This is a genomic window from Streptacidiphilus sp. EB103A, assembly GCF_041261405.1.
In the GTDB taxonomy this organism is placed as follows: domain Bacteria; phylum Actinomycetota; class Actinomycetes; order Streptomycetales; family Streptomycetaceae; genus Streptacidiphilus.
Genome location: NZ_JBGCAQ010000016.1, coordinates 197,761 through 220,824, shown reverse-complemented (window position 1 = coordinate 220,824; position 23,064 = coordinate 197,761). Strand labels below are relative to the sequence as shown.

General features: G+C 68.4%; 21 protein-coding genes. 1 reads left to right on the top strand and 20 read right to left on the bottom strand.

Translation table 11 applies throughout. From position 1 onward, the window contains the following. Nucleotides 1-22: 22 nt before the first annotated feature. The 19 genes from ABH941_RS26545 to ABH941_RS26455 all read right to left on the bottom strand — a co-directional run bounded on the left by ABH941_RS26545 (nt 23) and on the right by ABH941_RS26455 (nt 21,318). Nucleotides 23-1,189, bottom strand: a complete 1,167-nt coding sequence (locus ABH941_RS26545; protein ID WP_370132025.1) for a metallopeptidase TldD-related protein — start codon at nt 1,187-1,189, stop codon at nt 23-25. Next, nucleotides 1,186-2,472, bottom strand: coding sequence for an HEXXH motif-containing putative peptide modification protein (locus tag ABH941_RS26540; RefSeq protein WP_370132024.1), 1,287 nt, complete (start codon nt 2,470-2,472; stop codon nt 1,186-1,188). The genes ABH941_RS26545 and ABH941_RS26540 overlap by 4 nt, the downstream gene beginning before the upstream one ends. A gap of 74 nt (nt 2,473-2,546) precedes the next feature. Next, on the bottom strand, nt 2,547-3,884 hold the full coding sequence (locus tag ABH941_RS26535; RefSeq protein ID WP_370132023.1) for an MFS transporter: 1,338 nt from the start codon (nt 3,882-3,884) through the stop codon (nt 2,547-2,549). After that, nucleotides 3,827-5,887 carry a JmjC domain-containing protein gene (locus ABH941_RS26530; protein ID WP_370132022.1) on the bottom strand — a complete coding sequence of 687 codons (2,061 nt, stop codon included), beginning with the start codon at nt 5,885-5,887 and terminating at the stop codon, nt 3,827-3,829. Before ABH941_RS26530 ends, ABH941_RS26535 begins: the two co-directional genes overlap by 58 nt. 19 nt (nt 5,888-5,906) lie before the next feature. Further along, a complete protein-coding gene (locus ABH941_RS26525) occupies nt 5,907-7,172 on the bottom strand; it encodes a hypothetical protein (protein WP_370132021.1) in 1,266 nt (421 codons plus the stop codon). Then, on the bottom strand, nt 7,169-7,939 hold the full coding sequence (locus tag ABH941_RS26520; protein WP_370132020.1) for a hypothetical protein: 771 nt from the start codon (nt 7,937-7,939) through the stop codon (nt 7,169-7,171). The genes ABH941_RS26525 and ABH941_RS26520 overlap by 4 nt, the downstream gene beginning before the upstream one ends. Then, nucleotides 7,936-8,913 (bottom strand): DUF692 family multinuclear iron-containing protein, encoded by a 978-nt coding sequence (locus ABH941_RS26515; protein ID WP_370132019.1) that lies wholly within the window; start codon nt 8,911-8,913, stop codon nt 7,936-7,938. The genes ABH941_RS26520 and ABH941_RS26515 overlap by 4 nt, the downstream gene beginning before the upstream one ends. Further along, complete coding sequence (locus ABH941_RS26510) at nt 8,910-10,883, bottom strand: radical SAM protein (RefSeq protein ID WP_370132018.1); 1,974 nt, start codon at nt 10,881-10,883, stop codon at nt 8,910-8,912. The genes ABH941_RS26515 and ABH941_RS26510 overlap by 4 nt, the downstream gene beginning before the upstream one ends. A gap of 75 nt (nt 10,884-10,958) precedes the next feature. Then, entirely contained in the window at nt 10,959-11,102 is a 144-nt protein-coding gene (locus tag ABH941_RS26505; protein WP_370132017.1) for a hypothetical protein, read from the bottom strand. A gap of 256 nt (nt 11,103-11,358) precedes the next feature. Continuing rightward, a complete protein-coding gene (locus ABH941_RS26500) occupies nt 11,359-13,353 on the bottom strand; it encodes an APC family permease (protein ID WP_370132067.1) in 1,995 nt (664 codons plus the stop codon). Nucleotides 13,354-13,602: 249 nt separating this feature from the next. Then, nucleotides 13,603-14,688 (bottom strand): hypothetical protein, encoded by a 1,086-nt coding sequence (locus tag ABH941_RS26495; protein WP_370132016.1) that lies wholly within the window; start codon nt 14,686-14,688, stop codon nt 13,603-13,605. Then, a complete protein-coding gene (locus ABH941_RS26490) occupies nt 14,681-15,145 on the bottom strand; it encodes a heme-binding protein (protein WP_370132015.1) in 465 nt (154 codons plus the stop codon). The genes ABH941_RS26495 and ABH941_RS26490 overlap by 8 nt, the downstream gene beginning before the upstream one ends. Then, nucleotides 15,142-15,966, bottom strand: a complete 825-nt coding sequence (locus ABH941_RS26485) for an alpha/beta fold hydrolase (protein WP_370132014.1) — start codon at nt 15,964-15,966, stop codon at nt 15,142-15,144. Before ABH941_RS26485 ends, ABH941_RS26490 begins: the two co-directional genes overlap by 4 nt. Nucleotides 15,967-15,974: 8 nt before the next feature. Continuing rightward, nucleotides 15,975-16,382: a VOC family protein gene (locus ABH941_RS26480; protein WP_370132013.1), complete on the bottom strand. Its 408-nt coding sequence runs from the start codon at nt 16,380-16,382 to the stop codon at nt 15,975-15,977. Further along, a complete protein-coding gene (locus ABH941_RS26475; RefSeq protein ID WP_370132012.1) occupies nt 16,379-17,194 on the bottom strand; it encodes a fumarylacetoacetate hydrolase family protein in 816 nt (271 codons plus the stop codon). Before ABH941_RS26475 ends, ABH941_RS26480 begins: the two co-directional genes overlap by 4 nt. 1 nt (nt 17,195) lies before the next feature. Then, nucleotides 17,196-18,644, bottom strand: coding sequence for an NAD-dependent succinate-semialdehyde dehydrogenase (locus ABH941_RS26470; protein WP_370132011.1), 1,449 nt, complete (start codon nt 18,642-18,644; stop codon nt 17,196-17,198). Next, nucleotides 18,641-19,561, bottom strand: coding sequence for a VOC family protein (locus ABH941_RS26465; protein ID WP_370132010.1), 921 nt, complete (start codon nt 19,559-19,561; stop codon nt 18,641-18,643). The genes ABH941_RS26470 and ABH941_RS26465 overlap by 4 nt, the downstream gene beginning before the upstream one ends. A gap of 131 nt (nt 19,562-19,692) precedes the next feature. Continuing rightward, nucleotides 19,693-20,622: a LysR family transcriptional regulator gene (locus tag ABH941_RS26460; protein ID WP_370132009.1), complete on the bottom strand. Its 930-nt coding sequence runs from the start codon at nt 20,620-20,622 to the stop codon at nt 19,693-19,695. 63 nt (nt 20,623-20,685) lie between these two features. Then, on the bottom strand, nt 20,686-21,318 hold the full coding sequence (locus tag ABH941_RS26455; protein ID WP_370132008.1) for a carboxymuconolactone decarboxylase family protein: 633 nt from the start codon (nt 21,316-21,318) through the stop codon (nt 20,686-20,688). 195 nt (nt 21,319-21,513) lie between these two features. Between ABH941_RS26455 and ABH941_RS26450 the strand changes: the two genes are divergently transcribed. Next, entirely contained in the window at nt 21,514-21,924 is a 411-nt protein-coding gene (locus ABH941_RS26450) for a cupin domain-containing protein (RefSeq protein ID WP_370132007.1), read from the top strand. Nucleotides 21,925-21,985: 61 nt separating this feature from the next. On the opposite strand, the gene ABH941_RS26445 is transcribed toward ABH941_RS26450, so the two are convergent. Next, on the bottom strand, nt 21,986-23,044 hold the full coding sequence (locus tag ABH941_RS26445) for an Ldh family oxidoreductase (protein ID WP_370132006.1): 1,059 nt from the start codon (nt 23,042-23,044) through the stop codon (nt 21,986-21,988). Nucleotides 23,045-23,064 lie beyond the last annotated feature (20 nt).

The window sequence follows — 23,064 nt, the reverse complement described above, 5'->3', positions numbered from 1 at the left end:
GGACGCCGATGGGGGGCAGCGCTCAGCCCACCACGCCTCCGGACGTGTCAGGAAGTGGGACGACGGTCAGCCGGTCAAAGGCCAGGGAGGGGCTCTCCATACTGACGGGCAACTCTTGGCCGTTCTTGCCACAGCCGTTCACCGGGTTGAAGACTCCCATGTCGTCGCCCACCTGGCACAGGGCCCGCAGGGCGGATGTCTTGTAGCCCTTGATGTCCAGCCGGGAGACCAGCATGCCGGTGAGTTCGCCGTCCTCGATCCACTCCGCGTAGGCCGGGCGAAGCACGAAGAGCTCCTCGACCGAACCCCCGCCCCACGCCCCACGGCAGTACAGGCCGCGTCGTACGGACGGGACCAGGTCCTCGGACCGCGTGGTTCCCCGGGCCACCCGCAGCGCCGACATCCGAGGTTGCGCCTGCCGAGCCCCGAACGACCGTCGGCCGTTCCCGGTACGGGGCAGCTGCTGCCGCGACGCTTCGGCCGCGTCGGTCATGACGCCCGCGACGACCCCGGCGTCCACGAGCGGCGTCCGCTCTGCGGGGAACCCCTCATCATCGGTCCAGTACGAGGTCTCCAGTCCTTCAGCCGGTGGCCCGTCCAGCACAGTAAACGCCTCAGCGCTGATCCGGTTACCCAGCGCCATTCCGGAACTCGACGCATAGTCGCGGTAGTTGTCGGCTTCCAGGCTGTGCCCGACCGTCTCGTGGGCGAAGTGCACGGCCAGTTCGGGAGCGAGGACCATGGCCCCCGCGAATGCCTCTTCCAGCGGCACAGCCACCGAGGCGGCCCGGATCTCGCCCGCCACCTGCGCCGCCGTCGACCGAAGCGCTCCGACGGGACGAGGTCCGGCCCACTGCCACAGCAGCGGGACCGTTCGGCCGGACGCCGCCACCTGGACCTGGACGAGGGACTCCAGCCTGGACCGCTGTACGAGCTCGTGACCGTCCGCTGTCCTGCTCACCCAGCGACTTCCCACTCGAACGATGACCCGGCTTTCCCCCGCTCCCGCGCCCCGGGCGATCTCGAGGGCCGTGCGGTGCAGTTCAAGGGCCGCCTCACGGAGCCGTGCAGACTCCAGCAGGCGGGCGTCGACGCAGCAGCCGGTGGCCCGCTCGGTGATCACCGGCTCGGATGCCGAGCCCGACACTCTCACCCTGCGCTGCGCGATCTCGTCCGGGTGCGGTGTCATCGCGGCATCGCGGCACGGAACCCGTCCAGCAACTGGGCTCCTTGCTCGGTCACCTGGGCGTGCCGTTCCAGGGTGTCCAGACCTACCGAGAGTCTGTCGGTGATGTCATCCACATAGGGGGCGATCGGCGGACCGTCCGCGGGGCCGAACGCGTCGGCGCACCGGATCGCCATCTGTACGTCGTTGAGGAACGCGAAGACGCCGTGGAAGAGGTTGACCATCGGGCGGGGTACCTCGACGAACGGGGAGTAGCGCTCCTCGTCGGCGTTCGCCGTCACCTGGTAGAGGTCCAGAATGGAGTTGAAGCGATTGTGCGCCGTCTCGTGCACCAAGGTCTGGGCGGCCATGTACGTGTGCCGTCCACTGGTCATGATCAGGCCCCGGAACTCGTGCAAGGTGAAGTTGAACGGGCTGTTGCCCTGGCTCCGCACCGGCATCAGATGTACTGCTGTACGCCGGACCACTGTCGCCGCTTCCGGCCAGTAGCGGTCGATGGTGGACAGACCCGAACCGATCGCCGCAGCGAACTCGACGAGGCCTTCCGCTGTCAGATCCAACGGACGGCTGGCCGATTCCGGGTAGGCGATGTCGTGCCAGGCCTGCGGCCCGGTGATCAGCGGCCCCTCGGGCAGCGTCGGCAGGTCGCGGATCTCGGGGAAGGCGCGACCGTCCCCCTTCCCGGACAACGCCTCCAGTGGGAGCTCGATGCGCTTGCCTCCGCCGTCCACCCGCAGGGACGCTCCGACGACTCGCACGGTCAGCAGCGCGTTCGGCGCCGCGGCCACCCTCAGCGCACGGTGCAGCGAGGCGAGTGGCAGCTCTCCGTCTGCGGCGACCGCCAGGATCTCGGCGTCCTCCAGGATGTCGGGCCGTAGCAGTGTCGGCATCAGGAACGTCCCCGCGTAGCCCAACAGGGTCTCCGGGGAGAGCCGCCGCTCACCGTCCCGTACCCGCTGTGCCGTCTTGATCCAGGAAGTCACCTCCGGACGCAGAACGACGCGGATCAGCTCTTCGTGCGGGAGCCGCAGCAGGCCGTCGACCAACCCCTGGACGGAGTGGCGGACCCTCGGGCTCTCGCAGGCATTGCCGTGGTCCCGAAGTAGGACCAACAGCCTTTTGAGATAGAGCTTGCCGACCATGCGATCCAGGGCCCGGGTGGGGTCGTCCGGGTGTCCGGGCAGTACGGCGCGGGAGAGGTCCACCGGCGGGGCCGGCTCGTCGAACAGCGGACGCAGTCGCGACACATCGACGTACACGTCGGTGCTCTTCCGAACCTTCGACACGGTGTCTTGAGACATCCCAGCCCCCTAGGCAGTGGACGACGGTGACGTGGAACCGGAGACGCGGAACTTGTCGGTCAGGCCTCTCCGACAGCGGGGTGGCCGAGCGCAGGCTGCGGGTCCCTCCCCATGGTCCCGCCGAACTCCCGTACTCCCGGGACGAGGAGCGGGGCAAGGGTGCTGAGCAGGAAGAGCACGGCGCCGGTAAGACTGATGGTCCACACCGGAACCCTTGCGAGCGCGAGCCCGACCACCGCATATCCGACCGGCGCGGCCGCCGTGGAGGACAGCCAGTCCAGCGACATGATGCGGCCGAGGAGTTCGTCGGGGATGTGCCGCTGCAGAGCGCTCATCCACAGCACCTGGAAGGATGCGAGACCCGCCCCGGCGGGAATCGAGGCGAGTGCCAGCACCGGAACCGATGTCGTCACCCCGAGCAGACCCACCGCCAGTCCGAACGGCAGAAGCGAGAGCAGCGCCATTGTGCCGGACCCGCTGCGCCGGCCGCGGCGCACCAGGATTCCGCCGACCATCGCGCCGGCCGAGAAGGCTGCCAGCACCACACCGTAGCCGATGGTGTCCGACTGCGACCGCAGCAGCCGCTCGGGCAGCAGGACGAACCAGACCGGGACCGTGGTCAGCATGTGGAACACCGACATCAACAGAACCGCCCACACCCATGGCCGGGCGCGAGCGGCGCGGAAGCCTTCCATCACTTCGCCCACCAGGGAGTTACCGCTAGCGACAGACCTATCCGCGGACTTCACCCGCACACCGACCAGCAGAACGGCGCTGACCGCGAACGTGGCGGCGTCGAAGAGCAGCGCGCTGCGCGCGCCGACCACCGCAACCACGGCACCGGCCACCGTGGGACCGAGGACGCCGAGCACCCGCTCGGTCGCCGTGGTCAGCGAATTCGCCATCTCCAACTGGTTCTTGGCGACCAGCCTGGGCAGCAGTGACTCGTAGGCCGGCTCGAAGAACGCCTCGCCGGCGCCGACGAGCAGCACCAGCAGGGCGAGGGCCCAGGTCGGCGCCCCGACGACGGCCAGGGCCGCGCCGGCCACGACCAGGGCACGCAGCACATCGACGCTTGCCATGATCCTGGTGCGCGGAAATCGATCGGCCACGACTCCACCGATGAGCACGCAAAGGGCCATGCCAAGGGCACGTGCGGCAAGCACGGCCCCGAATCCGGTGACGCTCTTGTCGTTGAGAAGAACCGAGGTGGCGACGGCGAACGGGAACACCTGGTCACCCAGCGAGCTCGTCAGCTGGCTGATCCATACCCGAGCGAACCTGGGCTCGCGCAACACTGTGCGCCAGGATCCGGTTTCCCCGGTTGTGTCGGCGGTTGTCACTTGGATTGCCCGTCCTCCATCGCGATCTGGGTCATCATGAATGCCTCGAACCATCCGCCCGAACCGGGTGCGAACCCGCTCAGCCCCGAGCGGACGGCGGCCTCAGCGCCTTCTGCGGCAGCCATCGCCGCATCGGCAGCCTCCACGTCGTCCGTGCCCTTCTCCAGCAGACGTCGGCAGAGTTCGCTCTGCATCCTGGCGGCGAAGATCTGTCCGCACAACCACTGCGCGGAACGCGACGAGCCGTCCCACGGGGACTGGACCGGCGGCAGTTCCTGTGCCGGAGCAGGGAAGAGGTCAGTGGCAATCCGCCACTGGATCCGGGCCAGCACGGTCACCAGGCCGACCGCCATGGTCTCGGGCGACGCCACCTGCCCCCGTTTGGCCGGTCGGCAGAGCCATTCGTCCCGGGCTCCGGGTTGAGTGAGAACCAGCAGGTGTGCCTCGGCTGCGGCGAGGGCCTCAGGCCAGCGGTCGGCCAGCAGTGCGACGGCCTCCGCCGCCCGACTGCTGAGGTCCGGTACCGCACGGGGCAACTGCCCGCAGTGCCAGGACACGCCACGCCGGTTGGCGAGATCCCACCAGTTGTGGCGTTCGAGCAGGTACAACGAGGAACCCGGGACCGCGGGGAGCGGTTCCACAGTGGGTCGGTGCCAGGCTCCGTCAGCCGTCATGAGCTCAGCGGTACCGGTCTGCGCCCCAAATCGGACAGCGGTGACCTCGGCGAGATCCTCGGGTGCTGCCCACCGCTCGCCGGACAGCAGTGTCACGATCCGGCGCTGCTCCGAGCGCGCCACGGCGAACGTCCGGCCGTCCACCATGTCGGGGTGTCGCCCGGCCAGACCGAGGAGTGCGGATGCCACCTGCGCGACGAACTCGTCGCCCGTTTCCCGGTAGTCGGCTGCGGTCTCGTGCTCCGCACGGCGGATGGCTCCCAACAGGACGGGGTGGCGGCCCAGGTCGGCAAGTTCCCATTCGTCGACCGCCGACAGCAGGTCGATCACTGCCTGCGCGGTTTGCTGGATCTCCGGCTGCCCCTTCCAGTGGCCGCTGCGGTGGCGCAGCAGTTGCAGCACCCGGACCAACGCGTGCCGGGTGTGCAGGTGTCGTGCGGAGGACCAGATGTCCACAGCTGTGGGCATGGAGAGCAGGTCCTTCGCCTCGGGCAACTGCCGGGGCCGGTGAACCAGCTCGCGGAGGCCGCCATTGCCCAGGGAGAGGCTGAGAGCTGCGGGCACGACGCCTGGTGCCTCGTCAGGCAGGTCCGCAGCCGCCGGCTCTGCCGTGTCGGAGCGCTGCGCTCTCAGGCCGTCCGCCACCCAGGTCCGGTGGCGATCCAGCAGGGCGGTCTCGACACGGCGTCGTAGACCGGGGTCAGCAAGAGTCTCCCAAAGGGCGTCGAGATTCCCCCGATCGGCGGGCATCGGTTCCCACCAGGCTCGGTCGGTAGCCAGCTCCTTGGCGATGAGCGGCAGCACCGAGCCCAGGGCGTTGGCAGAGTTGAGTGCGAGGCTGATGCTGAGCGAGGGGCCGTCGCTCACCCCCCAGTGACTCCAGAACACCGGAAGGTAGAGCACGTCTCCGGGATTCAACACAAACTCGAGAGCGTCCTCCGGCATATACGCGGTGCCGACCGAGTGGTCCCCCGTCATGCGGCGACGCAGCGAGTCCTCGGGCAGGCCGGACGGCGGGGAGAGCTGCCAGCGCTTGGTGCCCTCCTGCTGCAGTACGAAGTTGTCGCTGTCGTCGAAATGGCAGCCGATACCCGAGGGCTCGTGCGTCTGCACCGTGTCGCACCAGACATTCGGCCAGTCCAGGGTGCGTCGGATCGTGTCGCTGAGTTCTGCCAGTCGTGGGCTCGCAAGGTCGGCGACCCGGACGAACCAGGCCTCACCTGGACGCTCGACGACCTGGACGGGGTTCTCCCTCGTCATACGCCTGCGGATGTCGTCGAATTCCGCGACGGTCAGCGGCGGGTCCAGGAGGTCCCGAGTGGCGGCACGCAGCACGAAGGGCTTCTTGCGGAAGTACTCGGCGAAGAACACCTCTCGGCTCATACCCGGGAGAAATGCGGTCTCAGGAGCCATTCCACACCTCCGCGAGGATCTTGGCGTGCTGCTCCGCGGCCTGCTGCGCGGCGCGGTCCCCGGCCTGACGGCCGGCCAGCGCGAGCAGGTCCACCGCGTCACGGTGCAGGGGGATGATGTCGAGCGCCCGCCGGGCACGCAGCACACCGTCGGCGGCATGCCCCAGACGCAGTGAGCAGATCACGCCCAGGATGCTCGCGTGCGCGTCCAGGGTGTCGGAGATCTCCTCCGTACTCAGATCAAAGAGTTCGAGAGCCGTCCCGTGCTGCCCGGCGCGCATCGCTGCCAGACCGGCGACGTACGCGGGCCAGGCGCCCCGGGCGCCGAGGGAACGCGCCCGGTGCACACCGCCGATCGCCTCTTCGAGGCGCCCCGACTGGGCGTCGAGGACAGCCCGCAGAGTGATGCCCTCAGGGCCCATCGCCGCGAGTTCCTCGTCCCACAGCCGGGCCACCTCCGCCGGGCTGACCGGCGCGCCGACCCCGGCCGCCGCGAGGCTGCGCTCGGGAGAGGCACTGTCGCCGTCCCGGATGAACGCGGCAGCCGTCGGCGTCCGGAGCGGAATGCCCAATTCACCGGCAATATCCTCTGCCAGCGAGGCGAAGTCCGAGGGAACGAATCCGCTGGACACGCTCATGGATCCGCTCCAACTGCGGATCCGCCCCTTCAGCGCTCCGAGCTTCGCCATCGCATCGGCGACCGTGTGGTCGACGCTTCCGTCGCTGTCGACGAAGAAGTCGAGGTCGAAGTCGACCGCGGTGATCCCGTTCAGGACCTCCACGTCCAGAGTGGGCAGACCGGTGCAGGAGACGGTACCTACCTCAAGTTCCGCCCGGACGCCCCAGGGCTCCCGCGAGAATGTCTCGATCACCCGTCGGCCAACGTGCGGCACCAGGCTCAGCGCACCCAGCAGCGACGTCGCCGGGTCCCGGCCGGCCTCGCCGGGAACGACCCAGCACACGGACGCCAGCCAACCGCCCGCCATGGCCGGATACAGGAAGTCATCCAGCCCGTATCGGCCGTGACCGGGCTCCCGGAAGGGCAGCCGGCGACATTCGGCGGCCAGGTCGACGGGCCGTCCGCGCAGCCGGGCGAGAGCTTCGCAGTCCTGCACGGGAACGTGCTTCAGATCCAGATGCCGGTCGAAGAAGAGCAGATGCTCATCGCGGAATCCCCGGACATCCCACACCGGGAGCACCTGACCGTGCTCCGGGACCACGGTCAACCCGTCACTTGTCTCGTCGAGCCGTGTCACCAGATTCCTCGCATCCGCAGGGCTTGCCTGACCTTCTCCGCCGAAGCCTCTCCGGGGCGGGACAGCGCGTCGGCCACCCGCTGCGGGACCGGGCCGAAGACCATGCCCCGGGGAGTGCTCGTGTACAGGCAGCACAGGGGCCCGGCCCCGGCGGTGGCCACCCCCCACCCGGCAAGCACAGCAGCCGAATATGTGCGCAGGACCGCGTAACCGTTGTCGGTAGACATGATCCCGGCGACGCCGGACCGGAAGGCCACCGGAGACTCATGGACGAGTGCGGTGAACAGCGCCATGAGCATCTCGTGCTCCAGCGTGCACCGCAGGACCTCGCTCCCTGTGTCACCGCGGCCCACCTCCTCTTCGGGAAGGCTCATCGCGAACGTTCCGAATGCCTCCTCCAATGACGTCCCCTCACCGGTGTACGGAAGAGCCCGGTATGCCTCGAACTCGGGGGACCGAAGGAAAGCGGAGAGCAGTCGCTGCTGATGCCATCCGACCCGCTCCAGGAGAGCGACTGAGCGCGGGAATGCCGCAGCGATACCGTTGGCTCCATCGCCCTTCCAGAGGTTGCTGCGAAAGCGCCGCGCCGTGAAGTCGAGCTCCTGCTGGTCGACAGTGCTCAGGCAGATGAACTCGGCAGCGTTTCGGGCCACCGCCTGGGCCCCGTGCTCGGCAAGGCGCTTGCGGTAGTCGTCGTCAGTGAGCAGACGGAGCAGCAGCTCCGTGAGCTCACCGGCATCCAGGTCGGGCCCAGTGGTAGCCGTCATGGCTCACTCCGTCCCGGCCCGGAAACCCACTCGCCGACGAGAAGACGCAGTCGTTCGTAATTGCGCCGGGACCTCTGGACAAGTACGCCGTCCTCCGCGTAGACGGGGTCCTCATAGGTGACGCCCAGCAGATTCGGGCACCGGGGCAGCAAGTACCGGGTCAACTCGATCTGCTCATCCAGGAGCACCCCGTGGTGAAGGTCTCGGAACTTCCCCCCGACTATCTGACAACCGGACAGGTGCAGTTCGCGGCAGCGCTCCAGCGGCAGTCGCTCGAGTTCGTCGAACATGGACGTCCCGGTACGACCGCGCAGCCACTGGTAGCTCAGGATGTGGCCGACGTCCAGGGTGACCGACACATCGGCGTCGTCGGCCAGGCGCCTGAAGTAGTCGAAGCCGTCGAGACCGCCCAGGACGAATGAGCCTCCCTCGGTGAAGCCGGGAAACTCGACGTGAAGCGGTGGCTCGAGGAGTCGACGGGCCTCCTTGGCGTTCTCGGTCGCCAGCTCAAGTCCTCGTTCGGTCATCACGGGAGGCAGCGGATACGGCAGTGGTCGTCCCCTCAGGCTCCAGATACCCAGGTCCTCGACGACCCAGGAGAATCCGTAGCGGGCGTGCAGCTCATTGGTGAACTGGGCTACCGGGTGGCGGTCATAGGCCTCCGGAGTCCCCATGTTCAGCAGAGTCTGATGGAAGGCGCGCGCCATGCCCACGGGCATGGCCTCGTAGAGCCGGTCATACGCGCGCACGTAGTCGTGGGCACGGAGTCTGGCCCTGTTGCGGGGCTGGAACGCGAAGAACGAGTAGCCGAACTGGCCGGTGTGACGCTTGAGGAACGCCCTCACCCGAGGAGTGACATCACCACCGCCTGCGGTGTCGACAAACCCGATTTTCGCACCCCAGGGCAGATCCATGCCGACTCCCAGCCCGAGCCGCGTGCTTGCCGGGGCAGCCGACGGCAGAACGGTGGTCATGAGGGACTCCCTGCGACGAGACGTAGCGGTACGCAGACGGCGACGTCGGACGAGACCAGCCGGCCCAGCAGCTTCGCCCCGGTCTCGGAGTGAGCCTCCAGCACATTCTCCTCAGTGACCCCGATGTGTGCGTGGGGCAGTGCGAAGATCTGCTGCCACACCAGGTCGGAGAGCAGGAACGAGTGTGTGTCGATGCCGACGAGGGAATCGGCAGCACTCGCCGGAACGGGGCGCACCCACGGACGCAGTCGGGCGCGCCGGACCGGGCTCACATCTCCCTTGGTGCGGCGGAGATGAGGTGGCAGCGCGTCGTTGCCCTGGGGTTTGACAGCATGAAAGGTATCCATCAGTCGTTGCAACGACTCGTCCCGGTCCGGGCCGTCCGTAATCGCCAGTGGATAGCCGTGTCTGCCACCCAGGTAATTCAGTTCGCGATTCCCGGTCAGCGCGCCGGAACGATCGATATCGATGCCATAGCGTTCTGCCTCGGACGTGAGCAGTGTCCCGGGCTCCGCCACCATGAGTTGCAGAACATCGATTCCGATCTTCGCCTCGTTCTGCTTCAGGAAAAGCCGAGAGGCATCAGCTTCAGCCTGCGTCTCATCGAAGAGACCGCCCATGATCGAGAGGCGCAAATTGATTCCGGCCCCCACCACATTGTCGATGATCGCCTGATAGTCGTCGGCGTAGACACCCTTGTCCATCCGGTCCAGCAGGCGCTGCGCGTTCGTTTCATAGCCGACACTCATGAGAATGCACCCAAGCTCGGCCAGCTCCCGACAGAAATCTGCGTCCAACAGAACGGATTCGAGCCGGTTGCGTGTACTGAAGGTTATCCGAATGCCCCGACGGCGCACCTCTCGCATCGCCTGCACGATCAGTCGCAGATTGGTGTTCTCGTCGACTACGGCCACGAAATCCACGCCGTGCCGGAGTACCGTCGCCTCCACCGCATCGGCGATCTGCATCGGGGTCCCCTGCTGATAGGCACCCTGGGGCAGCGACCGGTTGCCATAGGAGCAGAACACGCAACGCCCCCAGTAGCAGCCGACGCAGGAAACGATCGCCAACTGGAAGTCCTCGGCCACATAGGAACGCAGTGGAAGGCCGTCGAAATCCGGGGGCCCGGCGTCCCGGAAAGTCATCCGGACAGGCAGCACCTCACCTGGGCCCCGTCGTCCGTCGATCCAGACGACCCCGGGAACCCCACTGTCGTCCGCGCCGGCCTGCAGGGCCTCGAGCGCCGCCGCCAATGGTTCCTCGCCCGCGGTGACGCAGAGGGCATCGACGCACTCGCGGACAGCGGAGAGGCGCACGAGCTCCTCCTGCCGCAGCATCACCTGCTGGCCGCCCAACCAGATCCGGGCGTCCGGCGCGATTTCGCGCACCCAGGCGGCGATCAGGAGCGCCGGGGCCAACTGGCTGAAGAAGGCGACCGACAGGCCAATCATCCGGGGGCAAATCCCCGACAGCGCGCGTTCCACCAGTCGGCGAAGCACAGCGGTGGGCTCATCGAGTGCTCCTTCGCCACGCGATACCAGCTGCCCCACCTGCTCGTCCAGGACGCTCAGGCTGGGCCATGTGCGCGTCAGGAACGATTCCTCCAGTACCACTTCCACTGCCTGATTGGCCAACCGCACCGCACGGGCGGGGCCCAGCGAGCCCGCGCCCTGCTTCGTCAGGACATGACTGCGCAGTTCCGGAAGATTCTCGCAGGCGGCTTCCGCCATCGCGGCACGGTACCAGTTGCGCATTCCATTCGAAGCCCGGTACCGCTCGCGGGCGGCCAGCAGCGGTCCCGAATCGAGAAGTTCATGGAACAACGCGAGATTGAGATCCTCCTGAAGCACCGTCCGGCCCTGCCTTCGCAGATGCCCGGCGAGATAAGGAAGACTCAGGTAAGGGAATAGCCGCGCTTCCGTCTGTGGCGGAAAAATGAGAACCGCATCCACCGGATCGGCGCCCGTCATCAAATTCCCTCCCCGATTCACTGCCAGGTCCGCCCGTGTGGGGCCGGGCAGAGCCCGGCCCCACACGTAGTTGAACTAGGCCTCCGGGGTGGCCTCTTCGAGCAGCGCGCTGAAGCGGAACGCGTGGAACGCGCCGCCGACCTTCAGCTCGGACGACTCGATGACCTGGAGCTCATCCAGTTCGCTGAACTCGTCGACCGGGGTGGTGTTCTCAGGCATGCTGAACTCCCTTTACTTGTAGGCAGTCGTGCACTTGACCGAGCTGAACCACAGTACAAGGAGCAGTTATTCAGGGTCAAGGATGCCTTTTGCCGACCAGGATCACCGAATACATGGTTCGATCACGCCCAGGAGAACAGTCCATTCGATTACAAATGGGTACAAACCCTCGCCGGAAGCTGCACCCGTTGATACCTGTTGTTCGTGCTCGTGGTGGTTTGATCCGGTCCCATCGTGGCAGCCGGTCTCCCGCTGTTCACACCTTGTCGGGTTGCCGGGCCGGCAGGGTGTCGAGATTCTGGCTGGGTTCGCCGCGGCGCACCGAGCCGGGGGCGCGCCGGGCCGGGCGGTCGGCGCGGCTGGAGGAGGAGAGCTGCCAGGGCACGCTGATGACCATCACGCCGGGGGTGAACAGCAGTCGGCTCTTGAGCCACAGCGCTGACTGGTTGTGCAGCAGGTGTTCCCACCAGTGGCCGACCACGTACTCGGGGATGAACACCGCCACGGCCTCGCGCGGACTGCCGCGCCGGATCGAGCGGACGTAGCCGACGACCGGCTTGGTGATCTCGCGGTAGGGGGAGTCGAGGACCTTGAGCGGGACCTGGATCTCGTACTCGGCCCACTTCTGCCGCAGGTCCTCGGTGGAGTCCTTCTCCACCGCGACCGTGACCGCCTCCAGCATGTCCGGCCGGAACGCCTGGGCGTAGCCCAGCGCCCGCAGCGTCGGCTTGTGGAGGGTGGAGACCAGCACGATGGCGTGCACCTTGGACGGACGCACCGACTCGGCCCGCAGGTCCTCGATCGCCAGCTCCTCGGAGACGGCGTCGTAGTGCTTGTGGATGCCGCGCATCATGCCGAACAGCAGCACGGCGGCGACCACGGCGAGCCAGGCGCCCTCGGTGAACTTGGTGATCATCACGATCACCAGGACCAGCGCGGTGAACCCCGCGCCGAAGCCGTTGATGATCCGCGAGCGTTTCGCGGAGCCGCGGACCCTGGCGTCGGCCTCGGTGGCCAGCAGCCGGTTCCAGTGCTTGACCATGCCGATCTGACTGAGCGTGAAGGAGGTGAACACGCCCAGGATGTAGAGGTGGATCAGGTTGGTGACGTCCGCCTTGTAGGCCACCAGCAGCGCGACGTTCACCAGGGCCAGGGCGATGATGCCGTTGGAGAAGGCGAGCCGGTCACCGCGGGTGTGCAGCTGGCGGGGCAGGTAGCGGTGCTGGGCCAGGATCGAGGACAGCAGCGGGAAGCCGTTGAAGGCGGTGTTCGCGGCCAGGATCAGCACCAGCGCGGTGACCGCCTGGATGAAGTAGAACAGGATGCTGTGGTCGCCGCCGAAGACCGAGGACGCCAGCTGGGCGATCACGGTGGGCTGGGTGGCGGTGTGGCAGTCGCCGGGGTAGTTCATCAGCCGGCAGGTGTCGTCGGTCTTGTGGACCTTGGCCACCAGCGCCAGGGCGGTGATGCCGACGAACATCACCACGGCCGTGATACCCATCGCGGACATGGTGGTGGCGGCGTTCCTGGACTTTGGTCTGCGGAACGCGGGCACCCCGTTGGAGATCGACTCCACACCGGTCAGCGCCGTACAGCCGGACGCGAAGGCGCGCAGGCCCAGCATCAGCAGACCGAGACCCGCCAGCGTGTCCTTGTGGCCCACCGGGATGATCGGGTACTGGGCGCTGGCCGCCACCGGGGTGTGACCGAACAGCATCTTCACGAACCCGGTCACGATCATCAGCACGATGCCGGCGATGAACAGGTACGTCGGCGCCGCGAACGCCCGGCCCGCCTCCCGCACCCCGCGCAGGTTCACCGCGCTGAGCAGCACCACGAACCCGACCGCCATCGGGACCCTGGCGTCGGCGATGCTCGGGAACGCGGAGATGATGTTGTCCACGCCCGAGGCCACCGAGACCGCGACCGTCATCACATAGTCGACCAGCAGCGAGGCGGCTACCACCAGGCCCGCGTTCGGCCCCAGGTTGGTGGTCACCACCTCGTAGGAGCCGCCGCCGCTGGGGTAGGCGTGCACCACCTGGCGGTAGGAGGTCACCACCACGGCCATGAGCAGGACCACGCCTGCCGCGATCCACGGCGTCAGATACAGGAACGCGGTGCCGCCGACCGTGAGCACCAACAGGATCTCCTCGGTGGCGTAGGCCACCGAGGAGAGCGGGTCGGACGCGAAGATCGGCAGCGCCAGGCGCTTGGGGAGCAGGGTCTCCCCCAGCTCCTCGCTGCGCATGGCCTGACCGATCACGAGGCGCTTGAACGCCTGGGGCACGTTGAACACAGCCGCGAGCGTAAGGGTTCACAGCGTCGGAGAAGCGACTCCGCACCGTGACCGGCGTGCCGCCGATGGATCTTCGGCTCTTTGTTTTTGCAGGTCAGAACGGGTCTCCTGGTTCAGCTGTAGGCCATCCGGCGGCATTCGGGGTCGGCGTTAGGGAAGCGTCAAGATGTGGCGGCATGACAGAGCAGCACCTGCTGGTGGTCAGAGCTCGTTGCCCCAGAAGTACCGGGCGGCCATCTCCACCAGTTGGAGCTTGAGCCGCTCCTGACTGCCGGTCAGACCGCTCTCGGCGGTGAAGGGGCCGTTGGTCGACAGCGCGATGTCGTCGATGTCCAGTTCGGCGGCCGCCGCGTCCACCCGGGACACGATCTGTTCCACCGACTCCAGCTCCGGGGTGCGGACGTCGACCAGGCCGAGCGAGGCCACGACGCCGGGGCGCACCCCGGACAGCGGGAAGCGGGCCTGCTCCAGGGCCGGGTACTCGACGCAGATGCGGTCGAACGGCTGGCGCTCCTGGAAGGCGGTCAGCGGTCCGGCGGCGTAGCCGGCCGAGAGGTCGGCAGCACCCCCGGTGGTGAGGTCCAGCCCTAGGTGGAAGTGGACGGGAGCCTCCAGGCCGTCGAGGACCGCCGCATCGGCGGCGAGCATCCGGTCGACCAACTCCCCCACAGGCAGACCCAGTTCGGCGGCACGCTCAGCCCCGCGGGCACTCAGCAGAAAGCCGTACAGCGGGTTGTGCAGCAGCACATAGGCCACGCCCTCGGCCGCCAGCGCGGCGATCTCACCACCGATGATCGCGGCCAGATTCGCACCTGTCTCCTCGACAGACTTCGGCTGCTGTCCCTCGGCGACCGAAAGCTCAGCGACATAGCCCGGCGACGGCAGCGAGACCAGCAGCGGGTACTCGGTCACCGCACGCAGAGCCGCACTCTCGTGCCCCGCCAGCCGACCGGTCGCCGCCAGCGGCCCCACCGCCTCGCGGCGCCTGGGCGCCGAGGCGCCGAGCAGCTGCGCCACGGCGCCGCCGACCAGCTCGTCCCCGAAGCCGGTGACCTGGTCGTGGACCACGCTCAGCGGGTCGGACCGGCGGAACCAGCCGTCGCTGACCGCCGCGAGACCCAGACGCCGCTGGGTGCTGACCGCCTCGGCGACGGCGGCGTCCTGCGCTGCCCGCAGCCCGGCGTCGTCCAGCTCGCCGCGCACGTGCGCGGCCCGTGCGTCGATCAGTGCGACCTGCGGGGTCAGGCCCGCGTGGTGGTCGATGTGGTACTTGAAGTCGTCAGCCACGGCCCTCACCCTCCTTGCGGACTCCGGCCCACTCGGCGAAGTCGGTTTCCAGGCCGGCGGCGGCCACGACGGCCTTGACGATGTCCTCGTCCTCGTCAGGGCTGCCGCCGGAGACGCCGATGCCGCCGATGATCTGTCCGTCCTGCTTGAGCGTGTAGCCGCCCTTGGTGGCGACGATCGGGTGCTGGCCGAGCCGGGCGACCTGGCTGAAGAACACCGGGTCGCTGTCGGACCAACCCTTGAGCATCACGGTGGGCCGCTGCATCACGGCTGCCGAGTAGGCCTTGGACAGGGCGATGCTCGGGGTCATCGGACGGGCGCCGTCCATGCGCTCGACGGCGACCACGAAGCCGCCGTAGTCGACGACCGCGACACTGAGCGCCTTGCCCAGCTCGGTGGCGTGCTTGCGGGCGTCCTCGATCAGCCGGGTGGCGAGGGCCAGGGAGGGGGCGGTCATGCGGTCACCGTTCCAGCGGTCGTGGCGGTCTGCGGGTAGACCCGCTGCAGGAAGCGGTCCAGCGCAGCGTTGAACAGCTCCGGGGTCTCCCAGTACATGGCGTGCGGGGTGTCCGGGATCAGCTCCAGGTGCGAGCCCTCGACCAGTTCGGCGGCCCGGGTGACGGTCTTGGCGCCGAGCACCGCGTCGTCCGCGCCGGCCAGGAAGCAGATCGGGATGCCGGAGGCGTTGACCTCGGCCACGGTGGGGCCGTCGGTGTCCAGGTTCCGCAGGTCCTGCATCTTGGCCCGGTTGAAGGTGCCCATCTGCCGGAACAGGAAGGTCTTGGCCGGGTCCGCAGCCCTGAAGCCGGGGGTCAACAGCCGGTCCAGGACCGGCAGTTTGACGGCCTCGGCCCGGTCGGCCGCGACCAGCGGCGACAGCTCCGGGTCGCTGATCCCGCCCAGCGAGTGCGCCAGGACGACCCCGGCCACCCGCTCCGGCTCGGCCAGCGCGGCACGCAGGGCCGCGACCGCCCCGATCGACTGACCGGCCAGGACGGCCCGCCCGATCCGGGCGTCGTGCAGCACCGCGAGGATGTCCCCCGGGAACAGCCCGGAGTCCAGGCCGTCGCTGAGGTCGAGGCCGCGTGCTCCCTCACCGGTGCGGCCGAAGCCGCGCAGGTCCAGGGTGACCACCGTGTAGCGGCGGCTCAGCGCCGGTACCTGCTGCCACCAGGCGGCATGGTGGCCGCCGGAGCCGTGCACCAGGACGACGGCGGGGCCGGCGCCGTGGGTCTCGTAGTAGACGGCAGTGCCGTCGGCAGTCTGTGCGAAAGGCATGGTGTGAGTCAGCTCCGCGGCTCGGTCGAGGGCTTGCCGCCGCCGAGCGGCGGTCGGTTGCCGTGGTAGACCAGCTCGATCATGGTGTGGTCGGGGTCGTGGATGTAGCAGAACTTGGAGTTGTTCTCCGGGCGCTCGATCGGCCGGGTGTGGCGGATGCCGAGCGACTTGAGGTGCTCCAGGAAGTCGTCCCAGTCCTCCACCTCCATGGCGAAGTGGTACGGCGACATCCGGTCCATCTCCTCGACCGGGGTGAAGTGCAGGTCGAAGTTGCCGCGCGTCATCAGCACGACCTTGGTGTTGCTCCTGGGCGTGATCCGCTTCAGGCCGAAGACCTGGGTGTACCAGGTGGCGGTGCGATCGGGGTCGGTGGTGGGGAAGTTGACGTGGTGAATGTAGGCAGGTCGGGTGCTCATGGGTTCTCCTCGGCCGCCGAGTGCGGCTCCTCTTGGACGACGGGATTGCTCAGGACGCCGATACCGGAGATCTCGACGGAGAGCGTGTCGCCGACGTTCATCGCCACGGTCGCGTCTGCGCCCATCCACAGCACATCGCCCGGGTGCAGGGTGATGTAGCGGGAGGTCTCGACGATGTAGTCGTAGGGGTCGAAGATCATGCCTCCGGTGGCGAACTCGGCGGCGGTGACCCCGTTCACGCTCACCGTGGTGGTGGAGGCCATGGGATCGACCTCGGTCTCGATCCACGGCCCCATCGGCTTGAAGGTGTCGCTGTTCTTCGCCCGCCAGAAGGTACGGTCGCCGCGTTGCCACTCGCGGGCGCTGACGTCGTTGCCGATCGTCCAGCCGAAGACCCCCGCACGGGCCTCCTCCCGCGAGCAGCGGCGCAGCTGCCGGCCGATGACGGCCACCAGCTCGCCCTCGGCCTCCAGCAGTCCGGTGAAGTCGGCCGGCCTGACCACCGGCTGCCCGTGGCCGGTCAGCGCGTTGGCCGCGCGGTAGCCGACCTCGGGCCGCTCGGGCAGGTTGGGCTTCGTGCCCATCCGCTCGGCGACATGGCGGACATGGCGAACATGGTCGGCGTAGTTGTAGCCCACCGCGTAGAACGTGGGCGGTACCACCGGCGGCAGCAGCGTCACCTGATCGAGCGTCAGCAGCTCACCGGTGGCCTTGGCTTCGTCCCAGGGCACACCGTCGACCGGGTGGACACCCGCGTCGTCCAGCACCGCGTGGCCGGTACGTTCGCCGGCCCGGAAGCGTATCCATCTCATCTCAGGCCTGCAGCCGGTGCGAGACCCGCTTGGTGACCAGGTATCCGTCCAGGCCCTCGGCGCCGCCCTCGCGGCCGTAGCCGCTCTCCTTGTACCCGCCCGAGGGCGCCTGCGGCACCGAGCCGCCGGTGTGGTTGATGGAGAGGATGCCCGCCTCGAAGCCGCGGATCAGCCGGTCCGCGGTGTCGGCGCGGTTGGTGAAGCCGTAGGCAGCCAGGCCGTAGGGAAGGGAGTTGGCCTGCCGCAGCGCCTCGTCGAGGTCGTCGAAGACGATGACCGGGGCGAGCGGGCCGAAGGGCTCGTCGGAGAGGATCGCCGCGTCCTCGGGGACGTCGACCAGCACCGTGGGCGGGTAGAAGTATCCAGGTCCGTCCGGGATCTGACCGCCGGTCAGAATCCTGGCGCCCTTCTCCCTCGCGTCGGTGACCAGTCGGTGCACCGCTTCCCTGCGGCGGGCGTTGACCAGCGGGCCCATCTGCACCTCGGGCTCCAGGCCGTTGCCGACCCGGACCGCCTCGCTGGCCTCGACCAGGGCGGTGGTGAACTCCTCGGCGATCGAGCGGTGCACGAAGAAGCGGCTGGGCGAGGTGCAGACCTGGCCGGCGTTGACGTACTTGCCGCGGGCGCAGGCGACTGCGGCGGATTTGGGGTCGGCGTCCGCGCAGACGATCACCGGGGCGTGGCCGCCCAGCTCCATCGCCGAGGGCTTCATCACCGAGGCCGCTCGCTGGGCCAGGTGCTTGCCCACCGGGATGGACCCGGTGAAGGCGACGAACCGGATCACCGGGGAGACGATCAGATGGCTGGAGACCTCCTCCGGCACGCCGAAGACCAGGTTCAGCACCCCGGCCGGCAGCCCGGCGTCGTGGAACGCCCGGGTGATCAGGACGGCGGTGCCGGGCACCTCCTCGGAGGCCTTGATGACGATGGAGCAGCCGGCCGACACCGCGGCGGCGATCTTCCGCATCGGGCTTCCGGCCGGGAAGTTCCAGGGCACGAAGGCGGCGACCGGGCCGATCGGCTCGCGCAGCACGGTGAGGTTCTCGCCCGGCCCGGTCGGGATGATCCGGCCGTAGGCGCGGCGGGCCTCCTCGCAGTCCCACTCCAGCAGGTTGGCCACCCGCTGCACCTCGCCGGCGGCCTCGGCCAGCGGCTTGCCCTGCTCCATGGTCATCACCCGGCCGATCTCCTGCGCGCGCTCGCGCAGCAGCCGGGCCGCGGTGTGCAGGATCCGGGAACGGGTCTCGATCGGAGTGTCCCGCCAGAGCCGCCAACCGCGGTCGGCCGCCGCCAGGGCCGCGTCCAGGTCGGCCTGCTCGGCGAGCGGGAGTTCGGCGAGCACCTGCTCGGTGGCCGGGTCCACGACGGGCTCGCGACGGCTGCCGCTGCCCTGCGTCCACGCACCGTCGATGTACAGCGCCAGGGGCGGGTAGGAACTGGTGGCGGTCATGCCTCGCCCTCTCTATCGTTGTCGCGGTTCGTCTGCAGCGTCCAGATGTGGTGCGGCGGGGTGGTCTCGTGCACCCGGGTCTCGAAGCTGTCGTCCGCGCGGTCCATGTCGGCCGCGTACTCGACCCGCCCGCCGCACGGGGCGTGAACGAAACGGAAGACATTGGAGCCGACTGTGTGCCGGCCCAGCTTCCGCGCCTCGCGCCAGCCCTGCTCGATCATGTGGTTGGCACCGAGGACGACCTCGTCGAAGTCCCGTACCTCATAGGCGGTGTGGTTGACGCCGGCCCGGTCCGGACGGTGGCACAGCAGGATGGTGTGCTGGTCGGAGTCGCCCTCGGCGCGCATGAAGGTGCCCATCGGCTTCACCACGTCGGTGGCCCGGAAGCCCAGCCGGTCCAGGTAGAAGTCGGTGGCCCGCTCGTGCCCGTCCTTGGGGATGTTGAGCGCGACATGGCACAGCCGCAGCGGCCGGACCCGCCCGAAGGGGTCGATCGGGGCGTTCCAGCGCCGGGCGTCGCCATGCGTGTTGACCGGCCTGTCCGTTGGCTGTGTGGCCTGCGGTGCGACTACGGCGAAGCCGATGCCGTAGCCGGTCTCGTCCAGGGTGTGCAGCACCCCCTCGCCGTCCAGGGTGACCTCGCGGTCGCGGCTGAGTTCGGTGTGCAGCCGGTCCAGCTCGGCCTGGGAACCTACGCCCCAGACGATCTCGCGAATCGTGGACCCGGGCTCGACGGCCGCCGGCAGCATCGGGTCGTCGAGCGGCCGCAGTTCCACGATCTGCCCGGTCCTGGTGGCCAGTTCGACCGATACGTCGGACTTGTGGACCGGGTCGAGTCCGAAATCCTCGAAGAACCTGGCGCACTCGGCCATGTCCTCGACTCCGTACACCGCCCGCTCTATCCGGACAATGGTCATGGGGGCCTTCTCTTCGTATTCGGCGATCCAGCGCACGTGGGAAAGGTGAAATCCGGGCCCCGTGAATTCACAGCCAGCCTAGGCGGGCGCATGGAAGCCTTCAAGGGCGGTACACGGCAGCGACGGGAATATTAAGGTTGCACGTCGTGCAGGGTCCCGGCGGTGGTCATCGGGTTCCGCTTGAACCAGGCCGAGATGTAGTCCAGGAAGACCCTGACCTTGCGCATCGTGTGCGCGCCTGGCGAGTGCACGGCGTACAGCGACCGGGCCGGGCCGGCGTAGTCGGGCAGCACCCGCTCCAGGGTCCCGTTCCTGAGGTCATCGGCGACGGTACGGACCGGCATCAGGGCCAGCCCGCGTCCGCGGACCGCGGCCTTGCGCAGCGTCAGGTAGCTGTTGGAGGAATAGACCGTAGGCAGCACCTTGAGGTGCGTTTCCTGGCCCTCCCGGTAGAGCCGCCAGAGCGGGTCGTTGATATGGACCAGGCATTCGTGGTCGGCCAGCATCGACGGGTCCACGAGCGGCTGGTGGCGCTTGAGGTAGTCCGGTGAGGCGCACAGCATAAAATCGAGATCCGAGACCTTCCGCACAAGAAGGGTCGAATCGCGCAACCCCCTGGTGTGGAAAGCGACGTCGTAACCCTTGTCCAGGAAGTCGAAGGTGCGGTCGGACATTCCGCCCACCTCGAAGCGGACATGGATCTTCGGATGGTCGACCGAGAAGTCCGCGATCGCCTCCCCCAGGTCCAGGTTCCCGATCCACTTCGGGCAGATCACCGCGAGCTGACCCTCGGCCTTGTCCTGTGCTCCCCTCAGCGCGGCGTCCTCGGTGTCGATCTCGTCGATGATGCGCTGGGCGAAGTCGAAGTACCGGCGTCCGATGGCGGTGAGGGTGACCGCCCGGGCGGTCCGGTTCACCAGCCGGGTCCCCAACTGGTGCTCCAGCTCGGTGATGTGCCGGGAGACCAGGGAACCGGAGACGCCTAGGCGGCGGGCCGCCTGGCTGAAGCTGCCCTGCTCTCCGACGCTCACAAAACTCCGCATCACGGTTATGCGATCCACAGGACTCCTTTGTGCTGTGTGCATCGTGCTCACTGCTGTGCTGCGCTGTTTGTTGTACTTGCTCTACTTGCTGTCAGGGCGTGACCCTACGTTCTCCTCGCCGGTTCCGGAAGCCCCTGACCTGCGGGGACGCGGCGCGACCCGGGCATAGCCGCGGATGTCCGGATAAGGCGGTTCACGGTCGGCCTGCAGGTCCACCTGGAAGGTGTTCAGCAGCATGGACAGCATGGAGAAGTTGCCGAGGCAGCCGATGATGTCGACCACGCCGTTCTCGCCGAACGCGGCGAGGGCCTCGGCGAAGGTGGCATCGGCCACGAAGTGCTCCTCCAGCACCTGGGTGGCGAAGGCGTACAGCAGCTGCTCGTCCTTGGCCTCGAACTGCGGTGCCTCGTCACGGGCCAGTCGCTCGATCGCGGCACGGGAGACGCCGGCCTCGACGGCCTTGTCGATGTGGGCGTTCCAGGAGTACTGGGCGTCGAAGTGGCGCGCCGCGATCAGCAGCGACAGCTCGGTCAGCCGCAGCGGCAGCGAGGACTCGAAGCGGCAGTAGGCGCCGAGCGCCTCGACCTTCTCGCACAGCTCCGGGCTGCGCAGCCAGACCAGGAACGGCCCCCGGGTCCCGCCCCGGCGAGCGGTGATGCGGTCACTGATCTCCTGCTGCTTGGGACTGAGATCGGTAAGGGGTCCAAGACGCATCGGCGCGCGCTCCTTCGTAAGACCGCCGGAATTGGTGGTGGGTCAACACTCCTGAAATGCCGAGTTGCTGTCCACCGTCGGCCGGTGATTCATGGCGCGGGCGGCGAAACATTAGTGTGCGCGTCCTGCGGCACCGCCCGGGGCGACTCCGGTCTAGCCTGACGGCGAACCAGCGGAAACCAGAAGGAGATCCCCGTGACCATCATCAAGGCAGCGGCTGTGACCAGGCTCAACAGGGGTGGCAGCGTGGAGACGATCCCGCTGGTCACCCGCAGCAGCGCCGTCGAGAAGACCACCTTGACCTCTGGCATCAGTACGTACCCGGTGGGCACCGGAGCGCCCTTGCACACCCACAATTGCGTGGAGCACGTGACGATACTGAGCGGTGCCGCCGAAGTCGAGATCGACGGAGTGGTGACCCCGTTGCAGCAGTACGACACGACGTATGTCGAAGCCGGAATTCCGCACCTTTTCCGCAACACCGGGGAAACCCCGATGACCATTCTGTGGGTGTACGACTCCGGTTATGTCACCCGTACCTTCATGGCCAACGGAGTGACCGTGGAGCACCTGTCGCCGGAGGACCGGATGGTCGCGGACAGCTGACGGCGCGAAAGCGGTCCGGGCCGGGGGCCTGTCCCCGGTCCGGACCGCGTCCTTCCCGTGCCTACTGGGGAATCCCCTCCGGCACGGCGACCTTGCGGGCCTGCGCCTGCGCGACCAGCTTGGCCAGCAGCGCGTCCGGCACCGGGACGCCCTTGAGGATGCGCTCGTCGAGCGTCCGCGAGCCCCGCTCACCGGGCAGCAGCAGTGCGCCGTCCGGATCGGTCTTCGGCAGCGCCTTGATGGTCTCCACGGTCTCGTCGACCAGTGCCCGGAACTGCTCGACCGGGGTGAAGGCGGCGATGTCGATGGCCATCAGCAGCGCGTTCTGACGGTGCCGCTTACCCTCCGGGTCACCGCTGTGGAACGAGCTGACGATCGGATTGGCCGTCAGACCACTGGCCATCAGCTCGAAGACCAGGGACATGCCGGCGCCCTTGGCACCGCCCATCGGCAGCGGCACCGCCGCCTCGGCCGGGTCCGTGGTGGGCCGGCCGTCCCTGGTCAGCGCGGCGCCCTCGGGCAGCGGCGTGCCGGCGGCCTTGTGCTGGGCGATCCGGCCGAGCGCGATCACCGCGGTGGCCATGTCGAGGAGCACGGTGGGATGCCGACCGGCCGGCACCGCGACCGAGAGCGGGCTGGTCGCCACGGCGGCGCCGGCCGCGCCCGGGTAGCCCATGTTGGGGACCCCGGCCACGATGCCCAGTCCGACCATGCCGTACTGGGCGGCCCGTTCGGTGTAGTAGCCGATGGCACCGGTGTGCACGGTGCCGCGGACGGCGACCCAGGCGGCCCCCGCCGAGCGCGCCATGCTGACGGCCTCGTCCATCGCCCGGGTGAGCGCCACCGGCCCGGGGGCCGAGTCGGCGTCGACCATGGCGACCGCCGACTTGAAGTGGTCCACCCGGATCCGCGGCCTGGCCTTGGCCTCACCGCTGTCGAGGAGTTCCAGGTAGCGCGGGACCCGGGACACCCCGTGGGAGTCGACCCCCCGCAGATTCGCCCAGACCAGAACGTCGGCGACGGTGTCGGCGTGTTCCCTGCTGGTTCCTGACACGACGAAGAGGTCGCTGACCAGCGTGCGCAGCGCCTTCTCCGGCACGATGGTGCGTGGTTTGGCCACGGAAACCTCCATGAGGTCGA